Below are 20,068 nucleotides of genomic sequence, written 5' to 3'. Positions count from 1 at the left end.
TCTTCATTTGGTGTGCCATATGCATGAGAGCCAAAAAGGATGATTTTTTGGACAGAAGATACAGTTTCACGAATCTTTTGCACCAATAGGTCCAATTCCCTTTGTACCTCTTCGTTAATCCGAATCACCCCTCGGATAATGTAATTAAATTGACGTTTAAGTATATTATACATGCGTTTCTCTTCTCCCTGCTATTATATATTTTTTTTTATTGTTTTCTGGTTTTCCAACGTTTTGCAATGCTTGATAACATTTGTATACCTGCTTGAAGTCTCGCAAGAATCCACCATCAGAAATACTATGAAATCCTTTGAAGTTCTTTCTACACCAATATAAGAGATCAGAATCATCCTTAGCTAAAAAAGAATCCGGATTAGAATGAATCAAAGCCTCTGCTAAACAAGCCAGAAGTAATGGTATCATTTCAGAATCATGCTTGGATAAATCCAGTACAGATACAACGGTATACTGTTTATATTGGTAGTATTGTAGAACAACATCACACCTGTTTGTTGGTGTTAATGTACATTGTAATTGAGTGGAATCTAATTGATATACTCGCATTTTGTCCCCTCCTATATCATTACTCTTCAATTGGCGCTGCTTTCATAAAATCTTTTTGAGCTTGGAAAATGATATAGTGATTTGATACGGTCTCCTCATCAAAAATTTCATTAACAAACTATGAAACAGACAATGCAGCGAATTTGTTTGTAATAACGCGCTGTGGTTCTGAAGCAGCTAATTCGGAACAACTTAATTGACTTGGAGCTGTTTCTTCTTACTTTCTAAGATTTTTAGCTCGTTGTTTTTATGTTCAAGACCGATGAATTCACTTTTGAATTTCTTAATCGTTTTAAGTACCGGAGCAGCTGCAAAAAGCATCTTCCCCGGTTCAGTACAATCCCCACTGTTTACATTAAAGCGAGTTACTAATGTTACTGCTTCTGTACCGTCTGAATCCATTAGAATCATTCCCTTTGAATTACAATCTAATAAAACACCTTGTAATGCGGGAATTGGGTTTTTAACGTCTACAGTAACACTAGCTTTCTCTAATTTTTCGATAAATAATGTACGGTTAATAGTAAATTGCATAATAACCCCTCCAAAAAGTAATAAAAAAAGAACAGACCTCATATCCTGTTCATTCGTTTCCTTGCTGCATAAATGAGACTTAAGCTTACTTTTAAATCTCTTAAATCAGAAATAGTAATATTCATAAATGTCGTAGCTTTCGTTTTGAAGTTTTGATTGTGCGCCTGTAGCAGTGATACAGAACTGATCCATAAAAGGATTAGCTAGTTCTTTAATTTCCTCAACAATGTCATGTAAATGAACATTATTTTGTAAATTTACTTGTGATTTTTCCATGATGTTTCCCCCTTGGTAATAAAATAATCGCCTAAAGTGCTGGTTATATAATAACTTCTAACTTGAAGACAACACAAAAAGGGCTTCTTCAAGTCGATTAAAAATGTGCATAGCAAAATAAGCTATATATACACTAATCGGCTCAAAGAAGCCCTTTCATAATTGAAATAAGACGCAACTTGCTTCTACAACTCAACCACAACACAAAAAAGGTGTGGGAATAAACGGAATCAATTAAACAATAAATATATCTGTATATTAAACTATCTTTATTTTCAATGCAAGAAAAAAAGGTGAAGCTCTTGATACAACCCCACCTTTTTAGTATATAACGAATCATTTAATAATTTAACAGTATGTTTTTAAAGTCTCTATATTTTAGAAAACTTTACAATAAAACAGTACTTCCCTATTTTTTTGAAGAAACAGGATCCATTTTTAATGTTTTTATTCCTTCTTTCAATGTAAACGCATCTGCTCTTAATGTTTTCCAGCTGTCTTTCGCTGCATTCAGGTTAGGTTTTAAGAATTTAAATTTATTTTGATCTGCTTTTTGGGATGCTTTATCAATATGATTAAGCACTCCTGAATATTGAGAATCTAAATCATGCCATTGTGCTGACATATAGGTAAGAGCATTAATAGCTGATCCAATTGCATTTTGCATTTCAGTAATATTATTATACGCAACTCCAACTACACGATTTAATGTTATTTTATAGTCTACGGTTTGGCGTAATTGCGCTAATAACGGCTCTAACGTACCTAAATTATTTCTTGCTACTCCTATCATCACACCTCCAGCAATCCATGTAGGGATTGAAGGATATGATACAGTTATTATTCCATCCGATTCTACTTGTTTAAAATGTCTTATTTGCTCTAAAACATCATTTAGGCGTTTTTCATCTTCATCTATTCCAGATGCTTGATTTTTTAAAATCGATTGCAAGATATCTTTATGACCTCCAAATGCTCGGACATCTTCTCCAATACTATCTCTTAACTTAGCTAGTTCTTGTATTAAATTCTGTGTATATGCTTGGTTTTGTTTAATCTCACCTTGTAAATCTGTAATGCCCTCTTTTAATGTATCTGCATCTCCTTCATTAATTGCTTCTACTAATGTATCGTAATAATTGTCAAATGTGGTATCATACTCTACAATTCCTGTCAGGGTATCTAAAAGTTGTTTTTTTATGTGCGCGTCCCATTTTGTAGCATGCTCTCTTGCATTCTTTTGATCTTGTACAATTTGACTAGGTAGATTTGTATATCCTTTAATATCAATTCCTTCAAAGTTAACATCTGGATTATTAATTAACAAATAAGAGTAATCATTCATGGATTTTGCAAATACCCCAGCATCTTGCAAAGCTTTTTTCATCTTTCCGCTGTTTACAGAAAGAGATATATCTTCAGTACTCGTTTGTTCTATTTTACTTTCACTTGCAAAAGCAGCTACTGGGGAAACTACAGTAGTTGTTGTCAGGGTTAAAAACGTCGATACAGCAAGTAGTTTATAAGGAAAATTATTATTCACTTTAATTCCTCCTATTAATATATATTAATTTTTAGTTTGTTTTTTCTTGTTTAAAAGCAATGTCTTTTGAAATGAATTCTGCGTCCTTATGAATATCATTCCAACTTTGTTTAGCAGCTTTTAAATCGTCAGGTATTAACGAAAGTTTATGTTCTTGCATTTGATCGATATTATCATATAAATCTTTATAATTAGCTCCCATTTTATTCCATTGTTGCTGAATACTTGTTAGAGACATTATTGCTTGATCCACTGTCTGATACAAATATGTTAGAGTGTCTTTCGTATTAGTAAGTGAAATAACCGCTTGATTAGCCAGATCAGCTTTCATACTTAATTCTCCGATTTTATTCGAAATTTCATTATAAGAATTCATATGATTAGATGCCTCAACACCAGCTGCTGTTCCTAAACCGATACCAGCTGCTCCTAGAGCTGTAAGACCGCCAACAACAGCTGGTGTAGCTGTACCACCAGTCACAACAATTACTACCGCTCCTGCAATCGTTCCAATAACTAAAATAGCTGCTCCTAGTCCACCGCCAATTGACCAGGCTAATACATTATCAAAATGTGATTTCTGTGTAGAACGTAAATTCTCAATTTCGGCCTGAAGTTGTGGGACTAGTGCTTGTTTTCCCGCTAATATAGCCGTCAATCCTCCCTGTCCATCTGGACCACCAACATTATTTTTAAAATCTACAGTATTTGTATACAACTTTGTTTTGAAAGCCTCTAACATCTTAATGACGTCAGTAACTTCATTTGAATTTGTATGAATTGTATCGATTAAATCCCCTATTCCTTCTTTAAGGCTCATCTTATCTTTCTTTTTTACAGTATCTACTAATGTGTCGTAATAATTTTGAAATTGCTCATCATAATTTACAATATTACGAGCTGTTTTTTGAATGTTTGGCTTCGCTGTATCTAACCAGTAATTTGCATTGATTCGTGACAGTTCCTGATTCAGGTGGATATTTTTGATTAATTCTCCTCCTCCTGAACCTAATTCAATGTTGGATAAATTTACATTCGGTTGCTTAATCATAGTTTTTGCGTACAAATCCATTACAAGAATATGAGAGCCAGTTGCAGCCAACGCTTTCTTTAATCCTTCAGGTCCTAACGCATAATTTTCTATTTTCTGTTCTTGAGCTGTCTGTTCTTGTGCAAGTGCATGAATAGTACTACCATTCGTAGCAGTTATAACCGTTGCTAAAGTGGCTAAAGTTATGACCTTAAATGGAAATTTCATCATATGATTCTCCTCCTTATTTTCAGTTGCATTATAATCTTTTCGATAAACCTATGTTCTTAATATTAAAATTTATAAACTTGTTCTTCGAGTTGAGTTGTTACACTTTTTAATCGTCTTAATGTATCCTTTTGAGACTGAGTGTTATTGGTATCAACTTCAGTCGATAATTTTGTAATACTATTATTTATTAGATCCAAATCCTCTTTGTAACGTGTCATTAGCTCAATTTCTCCATCTACTTGGTTAGCAAATGTATGCAAATCATTTTGCATGAAAAGAATCATTGATTTTTGTAAATCTGCTACTGTTAATTTAGTTGTTAAGTCATATAATTTCTGATTTTGTTTCTCTAAATCGTTTAAATATGCACGTTGCTCTGCTGTTAGTTTATTAATTTCAGCAAAAGTATTATATGTTTTTTTAATTTTTTCAGGATCAATCACTTTCATAAGATCATACTCTTTCGTTTTTGTAACTGCAGCTGCAGCGATTTCGCCTTTTTTACTTTTTTCTATCGCTTCACGTGCTTCTTTTTTGGCAGCTTCAATTTCTATAGCTGATTTTCCCTTTTCTTTTGCTTCTTGCTCTGCTTTCTTCTCTGCGTCTAAAATGGCATTGTTTATTTCTTTTCCTTTGTTATACGCTACTACTGCTGTTTGAGCAGCCGGTTCAATGATATCTTTCGATAGACTATAAATTTCTTGGAATACCTTTAGCCCTTGTTCATTTAAAGCCCCTGGTAATAATGCTATTTGCTGTAAATCATTTTGAATTGATTTTTTTGTATCTAGCATTTCATTTTTTAACTTATCTATTTTTCCTGTTCCTTCTGAATTAAGGACACTCTGTGCTTTTATCACATCAGTATCAAGATTTTTCAACTTCTTATCTACCTGTAGTTTTAGATCTGTTAACTCATTAATTTGACGTTGCACACTTTCTTGGTTTGTTATGGTCATGTCTTGAAGGACTTCCAGTCTATCTGTAACCCCTTCTTTATCTTCCCCATTATCTATAAATCCTTTTAATGTTGGATAATAGCTATTAAATTTAGTTACAAATCCTTTACTTTTTGAATTTAATAGAATTAATTTAGGATAAAGTTCGGATGACCACTCTTTCATATCTTGTTTAATTAGAAATTGAGTTGTATTTAAAGATGGAACTTCTTCAAGTTGTACATTCGGACTTGCTAAAGCTCCATCGATAAAGGTTTGTGTTAACTTGGAGTGTGCACCTATTTTTCGTAATGCTGAGGAAATATCTATATTATCTTGTTTTGTTTCTGCCTGAACAATTGGCGTTGCGAGAGTATTGATAGGAATACTCGCCCCGGTAACAATTGATGTTATTAAAAATCCTGCCATAATTTTGCCCTTCATTCCGTACACCTCTTCACTATTATTTTTTATGATTATAATCGTATATGCTGTAAAATCTAACGTTAGAATTTCTTCAGACACACTTGAGAATAGAATTTTCTCAAAAGAGTAATTGCATCTCGTTTTTTATTTGCTTTTGATAGAATATAAGGTCCTTACTTCCCCCCCATTTTAATCACTATGTTTTTCATAAGTAAACTAGAAAATTGCATATATAATATTTAAATTTTCTGATATTAAATGTTTGATTTTTTTCTAATTATATTTAAAAAGTTTTTATACTATTATCACTTCATGAAGTGAAATAATTTTACTACTATAATTAAACATAAAATTTTTTGGTATCATTGAATCTTAATAAAAATCATATAAAAAAATGTTATTACTATAACTTTATGGGATTTTATGTATTATGTATTTTATATGAATATGTACAATTGCATACTCATATAAAGTACTATCCTTGAATAACATACAAGGCAGTCACCATACATCCCTATCAACTTAAGAGTTTTTACTTCCCCAATTGTAAAAAAGTTGTTATTTCTAAAATTTAACTAGAGCGATACCAGTAACAGAAGAATCTTATCACCGTAATTATCTAAAATACCAGGAAGAAACGTTATTTAGGAAATATGCATATGATCAGGGAGTGAATCCCCATGCATATATCGCTTTAGAAATTGAAATGCGTGAAAAACTAAAAGTTCGTGGCCATAAAGAACGCACAATTCCAAGTCATGTACGTGAATGGTTTATTGAAGCAATTGATAAACTACCGCAAGAACAACTTCGTGTGATTGAGCTACCAAAACAGTTTAATTTACTAGAGTTTATACGTATCTTCGAACGTTTAGTGCGTGCCGGTGTAACAATAACGGCTTCAGATCAGGTGCTAACCGCAATGGAAATAAGATGATAGTAACAAGCTCTCTATTTTTGAAAAAATCGAAAGTGGAGGGCTATTCGTAGTTGTTTCATTCATACTCCTTTTCTACTACTCTATTTATAAATACAAAATCAGAAGAATATTAATAAAAAAGTGAATATGAGGACAAATATGATCAAATGTGAATATTATTTTACCAATATTGTTGGGGATACTAATGTTATTGAATTCATCTAATGAAAATCATCAATAATAATGTGAGTTATGTGTAAATACTGTGTAATGTAAACAAATAGCTACATTATCTGAACAAAATATGGATAATTGGATGCTACATACTGGTTGTTTACCAAAATAAAATAAATGAAGCTTATTTTCATAGTTGAATAAATATAAAGTGATTTGTATCAATTTCTTTCCGATTTCATGTAGAAACATATAATTTTCTTTCTGCTTTTTTGTAGAATTGAAAGTCTAATAATTATTGAATCTACGGATACATTTTCTACTATTTATGATTTTTTACGTTTTAATATCCAATTTCCCCTTGTGAGAGTAAGTCTTTTCTCTATTTTTGATAGCCTATAAAAGTTTTATCTTTACTTCTTTTTAATATATAAGATATATATTTATAATAGATTTTACTATTACTAATATGATTATTAATAAGATGTCAGACCTAATTGAAAATATTTGTAAAAACCGTTATAATAATGGTAATTAAACATATCATTACTCCCATGTAAAAGGACAAATCTACGAATCCTTATTAGGACTAGATTTGTCTTTTTGTCATTGAAAATAAAAAACAACATATAAAAAAGGAAAAGGGTTGTTTGTCCGTTTTCCTTTTTTATATGCCAGCAACCGAGCGTAGCAAAGGGCGGTAGCCGGTCTTTCACTTATTTTTTGTTATAATATATGATAAGAATTTAAGTAATTATAATAAACAAAGGTATTAGTTTAGAAGTAGCATTAGAGGCATTTTCTGCTTATTTAGCAGAAAATGGACGTAATCAATCTAGGATTGAACGTTATATTTACCATATTAAAGGTTTTTATAAGTGACTAAGGGCAAATGAGAAGCTCCTACATATCAAATCATGGAGCGAACTACCTAAAGAAAATTATTAGGAGTATTTCTATGAACTAGAAAACAAGGCACTGAATATGGCCGTTCTTAAATAAATGGAACATGTCTTTAGCGATAGATACTTCAGTAGATAATTTTCACCTCTCCTTAATTCCTGATCAATCACTAAGTGATAAGGATTTTATTACCGAATCAGAAGAAAAACTATCAAAACAAACTATACTTTTAACAAAAGGATTAACAGAAAGACAAGTTAAATATCGCCCTCTTATTATGGATAGAAAGGCTTGTATAATAAATTTAGTTGTAAACTATGGGTTGTCCTTACAAGGGCTTGTATCGCTTAATATGAGCCATATACAGTTTGTTAGAAATACGTTAGTAGTTCGTGGAGAGAATATGATAAGAAACAGTTCTACAAATACTATAAAACTATTCCAGAACCTGTAAGGCCTTGACAATATACAAATAATCTCCTATTTGCGGCATTTAATTTTATTCGGGGAACATATCGTTGGGTGTACGAAATAGATGTGCCAAAGGCTTTGTCTGAGGTTATTATACAAAAGATAATACGACTTGAGGTGAAACGGTCTGAGCCTTAGCAAATTAGGCGAGTATTTGGTAATAACAGGAGGTGCGATATTTTCTTGGGAATTAAGGAATAAAGAACCGAACTTTGATACTACAAAAAAAATGTAAGCTATTTTGTGGTTAGTACGGACAACTTGCTAAATCAATAAATTTTTAGATAGTGAGGAACATAAACAAACGTATTTTGACTAGTCAAAATACGTTTGTTTATGTTTTTATTTATTTTGTAAAAGGTGTATAGGTTTAGCCGATAATGATTGTTTTGCTGCTATCCATACCACAATTATGGTTGTTATAACAGATAGGAGTATGCCTAAAATGGACCAAGTCATATCTATTTTCATCGGCATTTGGAATAAGAAGCGTAAAGTGATGCCTGAAAAAGCTAGGGCAATTCCAGCACCAACTAATCCAGCTGATAAAGAGATAATCGTATTTTCTAATAAGATGGACTTCATCAAATTACTAGAAGACATACCAACTGTTTTCATAATAGCAACATCTCGTGTCTGTTGCATTAAGCGAATGACAACTTGATTTCCAATTGTAAGAACAGCTGTTAAAAATGCGAACAGCGCTACAATTGAGAAGAAAGCGCTTTGCATTTGAATAATATACTGAAGACTATCAATTGCTGTAGCGGCAATTGAATATGCCATTGCTGAACTAGGAAGCTTTTCATTTAATTTTGTTAATATAGCATTGGTTTTTTGAGGATCACTATCTAAGGAATAAGTAATTCGGCTTGGTTTCCCATATGTAGATAGTGTTTCAGTTGGGATACGTATACCAACTGTTTTAACTACACCAGATTTAAAAAAACCTATAATTTCGCAGTTTACTAATTCATTTCCAATTTGAATGTCAACTGTATCGCCAATTTTCATACCTAATTTCTTATAGCTGTCCAAAAGAACTGCTTTTTTCCCTTTTACATCCGATAGAGATAAATCATGTCCTTCAGAAATCGTATAAGCTCTAGAATTAAGGGTTGTATCCACGCCTTCTATAGAAATTTTAGTTGAACTAAAAAATTTATCATCTTTTGCATTCTTCGTAAATATAGATGCTGCTTCTACCCCGTTAATATTTTGGAGTCTTCCATCTAGTTGATACCCTTTTTTCCATCCTTTTATGTCCTTTATAGAGTTTAGTTGTTTTTCAACTTTCTCTTCATCATGAATGGAACTGGTAATAAGAAGATTTCCCATTGCTTCTTTTTCTAATTGGCCTTGAACTGATTCAATTAAATTGTCTGCAAATACATGGCTAGAGACAACAGAAACAACACCAATAGTTAAAGTAACTGCCAATAAACCACTTCGTTTACTTGTAGTAGCCATGTTGTGTAAAGCAAGGAATAGAGCTTGTGGCATTATGTTTTTCATAGCACCAATTAATTTAAATAATAAAGAATATATAAATCCTATAAAACGGACAAAAGCAAAAATAAACAATAGAACTGCAGTTGTAAGTAAAAAAGCAAGAAACCACTTAAAGATGGCGTTGCCATTTGTATTTGTTGTAAAAGTTATATTATAAACATAAATAGAAAGAACACCACAAATAAATATAAAAAGTTGAAATTTCTTTTTAAATGGTAAAGTATAATTCACACTTGTATTCTCAGTATCACGTAACATTTGAAGTGGTGATACACGCATGCCACTTTTTACTGGTATCCAAGAAGCTATGAAGGTTACAATTAATCCCACAATAATTGTTGTGAAAATTACAGACCATGAAATTCCCCAATGTAGAGGTAGTGAAAGCACGTCTGCTAGATATGAAGTTAACCAAACGCTAGCTAATAAGCCAAGTACAATCCCACCAACTGTTCCGAGAATCGCTAGCCATAATGCTTCTAATAGAAAATATCGAATAATATATTTAGTTTTCATTCCTACTGACTTCATAACAGCGATATCATGCGTACGTGAAGCAATAATGACTTTCATTGTGTTAGAAGTAGTAATAGCAGCAATTCCAAGAGCTAATACACTGAAAAGTTGAAGAAATGGTAACAACATCCGTAAATCTTTTTGTCTCTCTAGCTCTTTATCCTGAATATCTATTACGCTACTTTGTGGTAATTGTTTTTGGATATTCTTTTTAAAAGAAGTAGTATTAACATTTTCATTTAATAAGATTAATGCTTCATTAATTGTGCCTGTAGGTACATTTAAGAGTTGCTGTACTTGATCTAAATGTAAATAGGCAGTTCCAAAAATTGAAGCATCGCCATAGGATTCTTGGACACCTTCTACTAAACCACTGATTTTATAAGAGGTCATTGCCCCAGTAGAACGATTAGGAATCTCTACTCGATCTCCTATTTTGACTTGCAAACGGTCAGCTGTATTTTTGGAGAGTAGTAGTTCATCTTTATGTAAAGTACGAATCTTAGGAAACAGATTGTCACCGAAGAAAGGATAGTGATTCGTTTCAATTCCTTTTACGATTAAGCTTGTTGTTTTTTGATCAGATTTGACCATACTTTGACCTAGTAAAGAAGTTGTGAGCGCTTTTTGTTCTTCTTTAGGTATAGAAGAAATAAGGGTTTCACGATCCATCGGTTTTAAATAGGATTGGACTGACACATCCCCTCCTAAAAGAATTTTAGAAGATTCGTGAATAGATCGAGGAACTAGCTCTACCAACATAGACATAGAAAAGAAACTAGCGACCCCTATTAAAATACTGAACACCGTAAAAAAAGTTCTTAAACGATTACGTGTTAAACTACGTAGTGCAGATTTTAGTAGCATGATGTTATGCCACCTTCTTGTTCACTAGATTTTGTATGGTTGTTAAGGGTTTCTTGAACTAGGAGACCATCTTCCATTTTTAAAACACGATCTGAAAGTTTTGCCACATGCGTATCATGTGTAGCGATAATAAATGTCATCTGAAGTTGATCACGTAGCTGAAAAATTAAGTCCAAAATATTTTTTCCTGTTTTTGAATCTAAGTTCCCAGTGGGTTCATCAGCAATAACAATGGTTGGATTATTTACTAATGCACGAGCAATTGCTACACGCTGCTGTTGTCCCCCAGATAGCTGACTTGGTAAATGGTGATATCGCTCTTTCATCCCAACAAGGTCCAACATTTTCCTAGACCTTGTTATCAATTCTTTTTGGCTTCTTACCCCAGCGCACATAAGTGCCATCATAACATTTTCTTGAGCAGTCATTGTTGTGACTAAATTATATGATTGAAAAACAAAACCAATTTTTTTGGCACGGAAATCAGCTAGCTTTTCTTCTGACATGGAGGTAATATCTTGTTGTTCAATAATAATACGTCCTTCGGTAGGTGTATCCAATGATCCCAGTATTCCAAGTAGTGTGGATTTTCCACTTCCACTAGGACCAATAATACTAACCATCTCTCCAGAATAAAATTGAGTACTAAGACCTTTTAAAATTTGGATTGTACCTGCTTCGGTTTCATAAGATTTTTTTATTTTTTCTACTTGAAGGATGGCTTGTTTGCTTAGCATCCTTTTCCCCCCCAGACCTATTAAATTTTAATGTAAGAACAATTATAGTTCTAATCAAAACTATAATTATTACAATAATGGCACCTTTTGCATTTCCCCATGTGAACGAGTCTAGTGACTTAAATAAATAGAAGGTATATCGAAGAATGAACCAGATGGCCGTGATAACTGAACCAAAATATATACTAGCATATGTAAGAAATGCAATTTTATAGTGCTTGTTCATCTTTTTAATTGTATCATTAAATTGTTCTTTATAATCAGATTTTAAAAAAAGGTATCCTAGTAAACCACTTTTTACAAGTTGAAAAGTTCTAGTATGTAAGTTTGCAATTCCTAGAGCATCAGTAAGGACCCAAAATCCATCGTATTGTAAAAATGGATATAAATTATATAGAACAGTAATAAGTATGAATTGATTTGCTACAAAGAATCCTTGATATCCTGAAATAAAATAAAGTAACTCAAAAAATATAAATATCCATAATTCAAAATAAATACCACCAAGGTCAATAACTACTCTCTGTCCTCTTGGCAATCGCCAAGTATCGCTTAGATCGACAAATAAAACAGGTCGCATCATATACAGACCAACTCCCACATCTCTCGGCTGTATTTTATATCGATAAGCAGCGACTATATGACCAAATTCATGGATAATCAAAGAGAATAATAGCAGTAAAATTGCAATAGAAAATTTATAAATTGACCCAAATGTATTCGCTATATCTTCTGTATTTGTCTGAAGAAAATAATGAATCAGGCTTATAGTGAAGCAAATACTGAATAAAAACAAGACTCCCCAAGAGTAAAGAAATTCGAAATACTTGGAGACTTTTTTTAAGTGCGAGGCGTGGAATACTGCTATTCTAAATGTAATTGCAGAGTGATGAGACGCCTTTTTTTCAGAACCAACTAAAATTCCTTTTGGTAATAGATGTTCATTTATAAGTTCTGTTAATTCGCTTATAGTAATGTTGCCATCATGGTTCTTCTGTACCATTGTACATATATCCTCTATGGATGTAGTTCCATCCATATAATTGAATAAATTTCTCAGTGATTCAGTGACTTTTAACTGTAATCCGTTATTAAATTTTATTAAATAACGAGGTCCCTCTTCCCAAACATCCATATTATAAACTTTAAATGGAATTAGCTTGGGAAAGGAGTTTTGTGATGCTGTCAAATTAATCACATCCTTTAAGAGAAATTAACTCCACAATGGTAAAAGTATTTGTGGAGTTAAATCCTTCTATTTAATTAGTTCTAAAAAGGCATTTTCATTTTTCTTAATATAAGTCGAAATGGTTTGATGTGAATAATTACAGTAAGGTTTATTAATAGCACCATTGCGCATTAAATTAGCATAAGCACATCCACCACCACAAAATAGTGAGATACTACAACTACTACACTGTTCTGAATTAGTGATGTCTTGATCCCAAATAGCATGCTTATCAGCGTCTAAATTGTATTCAGGAAAAAAGGAACCCACTGCGGTTTCGGGCTTACCTACTGCCTCAGGACAAGCATATATTAAACCTTCTGCACCAAATGCATAGAAACGGTGTTCTCGTGCACTACATTCTTTGAAATAGGGTAAGCTATGCATGACAGGAGGACAGGAATCAAGTTCACTTACCTTCTCCCAGTCAAAAGTGCGTATGGCTTGACGGATCCTAGAAGTACGAATGTTAAGGTCTGTACCAAGTTTTGCGTTAAACTTATCCATGAATTCTTCTAAATCTCCAAAAATATTATAAATCTCTGCGAGTAATTCATGCTCTGGAAGGTGATTTGGTAGATCATCTCCATAATGATCAGTAACAGGAGATACCTGCCAACCAAAATTAGGATAAGTATTCCAATTTTGATCTTCTATAAAGGTAGCTAATTCCTTTACATATGGAAGATTATCTTTATTCACATTGGTACGTAATCCTACTGCAAAACCACGCTCTAATGCCAGTGAAATATTAGCAGCAATTCGATCGAATGTTCCTGTGCCACCAGCTGTAATACGTCTTTGATCATGAATATGTTTCGGTCCATCAATAGAAATTTGAAAATAGTCCCAGTTCTCTTTGTAAGGCTCTAGAAAATCTATAAATTCATGTAAGAATGTCCCATTTGTGATGGCGTACATACGAAATCCATATTCTTCTACTCCACGTTTAACAACCTGTTCAACTGTTTTTCGAGTTGTTGGAAGTAATGGTTCACCACCATATAACATCATGCGATGAGTTGCATTCTCAAATCGACCACGTTCATGTTCCATAGATAGGATGTTATCTACTGCTTGGAACATTTTATCTACCTCTGCAGGGCTTAGAGCATGTGAAATTTTATGTATTTCATGACCTTGGTAACAATAAGGGCATCTAAGGTTGCACATATATGTTGTGCATACGTTAAATGTAACTCCGGAATTACTATTTGCTAAAGATTCCGTCATTCGATCGCGAATAATAGTAAGTTTATTTAATTCTTCATCACGGTCTTTAAAAAGATAGCCACGTTTTGTTAAAAATGAGAGAAGTTCTTCTAGTTCAGGATAAAGAGTTAACTTTTTATTACGCTTAATATCATCTAAAACCTTTTTTATGTCCGTATTAATTACATCGAGTGCGCCACTTAGTGAATTGATTAGAACGTAATTTCCATCGGATAATTTATACGTTGAATTATAGGTACTTGCTATCATAGCTTAGTTCCTCTCCTTATATCAAAATCTCTTCTTTAATGCTATTTAAATATTCGAAAACCTGTGTATCTGTTTGTGGACAATTTGGTTGATTCAAATTCCCATGAACTATAAGGGCTTCAGCAGCACACCCTCCTCCGCAAATAGGAGATGAAGCACAAGATTTACATTGTGGAATGGTAAAGGAGTTGAATTGTTTCCACTTTTCCCACTTCCAATCTTGGCGAGAGAATTTAGGGAAATAATCTCCAATTTTGAAATCTGGTTGTCCAACTAAATCAGGACAAGCATATATATGGTTATCTGGTCCAAATACAACTCGTTTCCCTTCAGCAGATTCACAATAAACTATATTTGGTACAACCATTTCAATTTTATTTTTTAATTCCGAATCTAATTGCATAATTGGCTTAAAGAAACGATACATATCGGCTCCGAAGTTAAGAGATTTTTGGTTTTCTAATTTTTCAAAATCAGGGATATCTCTTTGTAATTTTTTTACGATTTCATAACCCTTCATTAAGTCTTCGCCTAGGCCTTTACATGTATGATCTGTGACAGGCGAAAAAGAAATCGACAAATTTTCATCTTCAAATAACTTGTTTTGTTTGTAATAGTCTACAAGAAGTGGAACATAATCAATATTCGTTTGGTCTATATTGACTCTTACAATGGTACGAATACCATGATTAAGTGAATCACAAATACCTTTTTGAATTTGATCAAATGTCCCTTGACCTCCCGTCATTATACGTCGTTGATCATGAATATTCTTTGGTCCATCAACTGTAATCATAATACTCATTCGATCACGGTAGTTTTGAAAAATTTCTACAAAGGAAGAAAGGTGATAGCCATTCGTATTGCAACCGATTTTGAAGTTACGCTTAACAGCTTCTTCACAGATTTGTTTGACTATATTTTGGGTAAAAGGAAGGAGGGGTTCTCCTCCAAAAAGGTTAATCATACCGATTTTATAACCACTTTCTTTATGAAAGATGTCTATGGCTTGCATAGCTGCTTGAAGTTGTTCCTCGGTTAAAGTTGTTATTTTCTCATGAAGGCTATGGCTTTCAAAACAATATGGGCAACGGAAGTTACAGGTATATGTAGGACAAATAACATATTGCATTTCATTTCCGGCATCCACAATATTTTTAGCCTGCCATAATCTATGATCTCGATCCTCTGCGTTCTTAAATATGTAACCTCTATCAATTAAAATTTTAGTAGCTTCTTTTTCTTCATCAGTTAATTTTTTATAATCTGTATATGGTAATTTATCGATTAGGTTGATTAAGTCATGAGAAAAAAAATCTACAGCACCAGTTAAGGTATTAATCATTAGAACTTCCTCTTCTAAAGGATATCGTAAATGATACTTGTTAATAATCATAAAATCACCCTCGTATAAATATTTTCTGTTCTTGCCTAGCAAGAACAGAAAATATTGAATTTAGCACCTAAATTTATTAAAAGATATAAGCATTTTGTTTGTTTAGTTATTACTGTAAGTATAAATTAGACTTGGAAGCAGCAATTAAAGCAGCAATTATCACAGCAAATTGAGCAATTGAAGCATGCCATTTCATCTCGATTTTCTAGTGTTTCCATTTGATCAGCTAATTTTGTCCATAACTGATCGTTTTCATTAACCGAACGAATTTTAAAAGATTTATTTTCCATTTTCAAATCCCCCTCTTTTATAATTGCTATGTTTTCATATAAAATAAAATGAAAGTTGATCCTGATATAAAATAAATTGATATCGATGGAAAATTACTTTGGTATACCAGTATTTTTCCATTATTTGGAGCCGGCTCAATAATTATAATAAATGGAATCATATGTAAATGGCAACTCTATAAATCTGAATATTTCGTGACAGACTTTTTAAATATTTAAATATAAAAATAATGTTATAATTCTTAAATTAATAGTATTTAAGAACGATATTACACACGTTTGTTGGCATTAACTTATGTTGTAATTGAGTGTTTTCTAATTGATACACGCTCATATTTTCTACGATTATACCGATTCATCGGTTGATACTACGCTCATAAAACCCTTTTCCGCCTAGTAACTGATAAATTATATCCTATTCATTTTTTTCTGTAGTTTATTAAAAAAAGACATTGAACCAATAAGTTCAATGTCTTCTAGTCCCTTACAAAATTGTATATTCAAAGTACAATTTTTCAGGTTTTCCATACATGTTAAGTTCATTTTGATATACGACAGCTAATTGCTGAGACATCTCAAATCTTTCCATATAGGATAATGAAGCAGTTGCTTCTATTTTTTCTTTAATTTCATTAGGTATAATTGTGTAAGATAAGCTATCCATTTTACTTCCTAATTTAGTATCTGTAGCAGCTTCATAATAAATCTCGGTAATTAAAATTTTATTATCTTCCGGATCATACATGTATCCCCGATTAACTGTAATCATATTATATAACTCCTCTCAAGTTTCATACTCTAATTCCTTGTGCTTTTAGCATTGCAACAAGTACTTTACATATTTAAATTCCCTTGTTCTTCCCTTCCGAATGCCATTATGAATTAATACTTATTATCTTACTTCATCGTCAAATTTTGAAGTTTTCAACAATATAAAGAGGCGATAAAGGTTTGCTTTTATAGATAGTAAGTTCATAACTTTTAACGTGTTAATTAATTTTTTTCTTTTGAAAGTTTTAAATGATTTCCCCTATTGATAATGTTGGCTTATCTAAAGTAATTGCATGTACATATTTCATCATAAATATCCTCTTTTCTAAATAAAAAGCACGAAATATGTGCGTTTTATCCATATTTTTTATGCTATACTCTGTAAAAATTCATATAATCTCTCCCCTAAATTAAACAAAAAACACAAAATTTATTCTTTCTCATTTAGCATACTTTTAGTCCTAAAGGTTTATGTATAAGTGATTCCTAACTTGAAGACAACACAAAAAGGACTTCTTCAAGTCGATTAAAATGTGCATAGCAAAATAGGCTATATATACACTAATCGGCTCAAAGAAGCCCTTTCATAATTGAAACAAAAATATAACTTGTTTCTAAAACTCAACCACAACACATAGGGCGTGGGAATAGACGGAATCAATTAAACAATAAATATAGATTTATATTAAACCATTTTTATATTATATTCAATTGTTTTCAATAGAACAGGGATAAGAAGGAAGTTTATATGCAGATCCCACATGTATTGTATAATAATGCCCCTGATTCCCCTGCTATAAATCCCCTCTTATATTCAGGCCCTGGTGTTACTTCATGTACTGTATTTCAAAATATAGTTTTTCGGGCTTTTGATTTTGAACTAAATAACAAAGTATTTCCTTAATATTTTTTTCTTCTACTTCAACATTTTCCATATAGGTCATACTTTCGTTTTCCTGGACCTTTTCAAAAATAGCAATAGGTACTTTAACTGGATCAAATATCCCCATTTTACTGCCTAACTTTTTTTCTGATGTACCATCATAGAAAATTTCATTTACTATTACCTCATTATTATCAGGATCGTACATGTACCCTCTTTGTATACGTAGCAATATAGTACTCCTTTCTTGTATATTCCTCCAATGAAATAACTATATTTGTATATAATGTTATTTTATTAACAGGTGTCAAAGAATATTATTTCGCAAAATCCTTGCTTTGTATAGAGGTAGATACAGGATTATTAATTTTGTTAAGTTTTTTTGAATATTCCAAGCTAATTATAAAATAAACAAGCCACCTTGAAGCGAAAGCTTGTAAGGTGGCTTAGTTTTCTATAAATAGCTTTGTATCTAATTGTTTGATCTCCCCTTCTGCAAGAGGTTGATAAAAAGCGTGTTGTAATCCTTGAAAATGTAAAGATTCTCCTATGCATAACAATACTTTACCAGGAATTAAATCAAGTAATAGTTCATTATTAATTTGCTTTGCTTGTTTTTTAGTAGAAACATAAATAACTAAGATTGTAGGGTTATTCCCTAAGTCCTGCATAATAACATCTTTTCCTGACTCTACAAAAGTCTTCCATCTAGCAATTATTCGTTTTAATCGATCCTTTTGATCAGATAATAAGGTGGAGTATACAACAAAATTAAATTTACGTTCTTTTCCTCCATTTACTATAAAACTTAAAGAAGGGGTAAAAACCCCTTTACTAATAGATGGATGCATAATATGCCCTAAAAATGAAGGAGCATAGCGTAAATGGCAAAGTAGGTCTATATCATGCCAATAACGCAGGTGAATATATTTACCATGATTGTCAAGACGCTCTGGGGCAAAGAAGAACATATTTCCTTGCCAGTATTTTAGTAGTTTAAATCCATTGTTGGATAAGGTATATGTTTCTTCAAAGATTTCCATATCAAAAATTTCTACTTGCCATTTTTCGATAAGTTGATAGTAAAGTAATCCTTGAAGTGCATTATTAATTTTCTTCCGTGAAAATTTATTCTTAAATAGATATAATAAATGATTAAACCGAACGGATGTATGAACACCAATAAAATTGAGTATAGCATATTGTTCCTCTGTTAAAAGTTGCTTAAACTTAACTAATTCGTCATAAGAGTGGAATACATAGGTTTTATCCAAATCATGTATTCGATATATTTGAAGTCCTTGTGCATCCTCACTTGATAAATGAGGAATAGAAGGGAAATAAGTAGACATTTGTTTCTCTATTGTATGCATAATCATCCATTAAAATTTGTAAATTGACGAATTAGATTTTTTACTTTGGCCTTGCGGATAATTTAGGATACGTACTGTTCCTCTTCTATTTTTAGCATCAATATTAAGCAACTCACATGTAACAATTGTTTGGTTTATTGCGTCATCCATGGTTGGATTTGCCAGATTACGACCTTTTAGTCCTTTAAACTGAATACCTGGTGCAACCTCTACGAAAATTCCAGCAATAGCATCTATCCCTACAATTTTACCTATAAATCGGTCACGTCGTTTTTTTAATTCTAAGAGTTTTTCCATTGGATCTGTTTCTAGTTTCTTTTTATTTCCTCTAAACTCATATCGCCCATTCTTTTCCACTACTTTATCGATGATAAGCTCTACAACATCACCAATAATAATATCCGTCGAGCGGACGAATGAATGAGACCATTGCGAGTATCTTACTCCTACTGTTACACCATGAACTTCAACCAGAATAGTTTGTGCAGATGGAATATGTCCAGAAACTGTTCCTGTGTATACTTTATTCCCCTCTTGCTCTACTATTTCTTCATATAATTTTCTTTGCAGTGCAAGTTCTCCTGCAGTGATAGATACAACAGCAAAGTTCCCTTCCTCAGTTTTTTGGAAATGCTCAATAATAAAAGGTTTTGTTCTACCTATCAGCCATTGAGGATTTTTAGGAATATTTATACCTGCCTTTGTAATTGGACAATATGCTGTCGTATGAGTACCAATTTGCATTGTGAGCACTTGTATTCGCTCAGATGTCCCGTTTTTAGTTGGGAATAATTTTTCAGATACTACGGTAATTAAGCCTTTCCCTACAGTACGTTGACGTTTCATACGAGCTAATTCATCTAATTCATGTTCACGTATTCGTTCAAATTGATTGAAAGTTGTTTCTATAAAGGTTTCCTCTAGCGTGCTATCCGGTTCAAATACCATCCCTAGCTCTTTTGCAATTTGAGTATTTACTTTACCTTCTATTGTCGATAGGTAAG

14 protein-coding genes and 6 pseudogenes are annotated in these 20,068 nt (G+C 32.3%); 2 read left to right on the top strand and 18 right to left on the bottom strand.

The annotated features are described in order from the left end of the window. From C4S65_RS23080 to C4S65_RS23045, 8 genes and pseudogenes are all read right to left on the bottom strand, one after another. Positions 1 to 173 (bottom strand): annotated as a pseudogene (locus C4S65_RS23080) (nucleotidyltransferase domain-containing protein); the annotation flags it as partial. Further along, positions 166 to 564, bottom strand: a complete 399-nt coding sequence (locus C4S65_RS23075; RefSeq protein WP_103945499.1) for a hypothetical protein — start codon at positions 562 to 564, stop codon at positions 166 to 168. The gene C4S65_RS23075 and the pseudogene C4S65_RS23080, both read right to left, overlap by 8 nt. A gap of 19 nt (positions 565 to 583) precedes the next feature. After that, a pseudogene (locus C4S65_RS35350) lies at positions 584 to 781 on the bottom strand (thiamine biosynthesis protein ThiF); the annotation flags it as partial. After that, positions 772 to 1,098 (bottom strand): annotated as a pseudogene (locus tag C4S65_RS23065) (DNA polymerase III subunit beta); the annotation flags it as partial. The pseudogenes C4S65_RS23065 and C4S65_RS35350, both read right to left, overlap by 10 nt. Positions 1,099 to 1,157: 59 nt before the next feature. Further along, positions 1,158 to 1,374, bottom strand: a pseudogene (locus tag C4S65_RS23060) (hypothetical protein); the annotation flags it as partial. Positions 1,375 to 1,783: 409 nt separating this feature from the next. Beyond that, positions 1,784 to 2,917 (bottom strand): HBL/NHE enterotoxin family protein, encoded by a 1,134-nt coding sequence (locus tag C4S65_RS23055; RefSeq protein WP_103945497.1) that lies wholly within the window; start codon positions 2,915 to 2,917, stop codon positions 1,784 to 1,786. Positions 2,918 to 2,948: 31 nt separating this feature from the next. Beyond that, positions 2,949 to 4,178, bottom strand: a complete 1,230-nt coding sequence (locus C4S65_RS23050) for an HBL/NHE enterotoxin family protein (protein WP_103945496.1) — start codon at positions 4,176 to 4,178, stop codon at positions 2,949 to 2,951. Positions 4,179 to 4,240: 62 nt separating this feature from the next. Next, positions 4,241 to 5,560, bottom strand: coding sequence for an HBL/NHE enterotoxin family protein (locus C4S65_RS23045; protein ID WP_103945495.1), 1,320 nt, complete (start codon positions 5,558 to 5,560; stop codon positions 4,241 to 4,243). A 562-nt stretch (positions 5,561 to 6,122) separates the two neighbouring features. Here C4S65_RS23045 and C4S65_RS23040 point away from each other — a divergent pair. Further along, a pseudogene (locus C4S65_RS23040) lies at positions 6,123 to 6,479 on the top strand (hypothetical protein); the annotation flags it as partial. Positions 6,480 to 7,394: 915 nt separating this feature from the next. After that, positions 7,395 to 8,141 (top strand): annotated as a pseudogene (locus tag C4S65_RS35345) (integrase); the annotation flags it as partial. 210 nt (positions 8,142 to 8,351) lie between these two features. Here the strand turns inward: C4S65_RS35345 and C4S65_RS23025 are convergent. The 10 genes from C4S65_RS23025 to C4S65_RS22985 form a co-directional block, all read right to left on the bottom strand. Next, positions 8,352 to 10,904, bottom strand: coding sequence for an FtsX-like permease family protein (locus C4S65_RS23025; RefSeq protein WP_098237164.1), 2,553 nt, complete (start codon positions 10,902 to 10,904; stop codon positions 8,352 to 8,354). After that, positions 10,895 to 11,641, bottom strand: a complete 747-nt coding sequence (locus tag C4S65_RS23020; protein WP_103945494.1) for an ABC transporter ATP-binding protein — start codon at positions 11,639 to 11,641, stop codon at positions 10,895 to 10,897. The genes C4S65_RS23025 and C4S65_RS23020 overlap by 10 nt, the downstream gene beginning before the upstream one ends. After that, positions 11,589 to 12,830: a peptidase gene (locus C4S65_RS23015; protein ID WP_098836876.1), complete on the bottom strand. Its 1,242-nt coding sequence runs from the start codon at positions 12,828 to 12,830 to the stop codon at positions 11,589 to 11,591. The genes C4S65_RS23020 and C4S65_RS23015 overlap by 53 nt, the downstream gene beginning before the upstream one ends. Before the next feature lie 66 nt (positions 12,831 to 12,896). Then, the gene (locus tag C4S65_RS23010; RefSeq protein WP_103945493.1) at positions 12,897 to 14,351 is read right to left on the bottom strand and encodes a radical SAM protein; all 1,455 of its coding nucleotides are present in this window, start codon (positions 14,349 to 14,351) and stop codon (positions 12,897 to 12,899) included. A 16-nt stretch (positions 14,352 to 14,367) separates the two neighbouring features. Beyond that, complete coding sequence (locus C4S65_RS23005) at positions 14,368 to 15,747, bottom strand: radical SAM protein (RefSeq protein ID WP_103945492.1); 1,380 nt, start codon at positions 15,745 to 15,747, stop codon at positions 14,368 to 14,370. A 125-nt stretch (positions 15,748 to 15,872) separates the two neighbouring features. After that, positions 15,873 to 16,037, bottom strand: coding sequence for a hypothetical protein (locus C4S65_RS34585; protein WP_000428865.1), 165 nt, complete (start codon positions 16,035 to 16,037; stop codon positions 15,873 to 15,875). Between the two features lie 484 nt (positions 16,038 to 16,521). Beyond that, on the bottom strand, positions 16,522 to 16,806 hold the full coding sequence (locus C4S65_RS23000; protein ID WP_098237160.1) for a hypothetical protein: 285 nt from the start codon (positions 16,804 to 16,806) through the stop codon (positions 16,522 to 16,524). A gap of 829 nt (positions 16,807 to 17,635) precedes the next feature. Next, positions 17,636 to 17,923: a hypothetical protein gene (locus C4S65_RS22995; protein WP_002183131.1), complete on the bottom strand. Its 288-nt coding sequence runs from the start codon at positions 17,921 to 17,923 to the stop codon at positions 17,636 to 17,638. 214 nt (positions 17,924 to 18,137) lie between these two features. Next, complete coding sequence (locus C4S65_RS22990; RefSeq protein WP_181032142.1) at positions 18,138 to 19,064, bottom strand: hypothetical protein; 927 nt, start codon at positions 19,062 to 19,064, stop codon at positions 18,138 to 18,140. A 9-nt stretch (positions 19,065 to 19,073) separates the two neighbouring features. After that, on the bottom strand, positions 19,074 to 20,012 hold the full coding sequence (locus C4S65_RS22985; RefSeq protein ID WP_103945500.1) for an RNA-binding protein: 939 nt from the start codon (positions 20,010 to 20,012) through the stop codon (positions 19,074 to 19,076). Positions 20,013 to 20,068 lie beyond the last annotated feature (56 nt).

It is taken from the genome of Bacillus sp. ok061 (assembly GCF_900108285.1).
In the GTDB taxonomy this organism is placed as follows: domain Bacteria; phylum Bacillota; class Bacilli; order Bacillales; family Bacillaceae_G; genus Bacillus_A; species Bacillus_A thuringiensis_S.
Note: the sequence above shows the minus strand (reverse complement) of the source record. Positions and strands in the feature narration are given on the sequence as shown.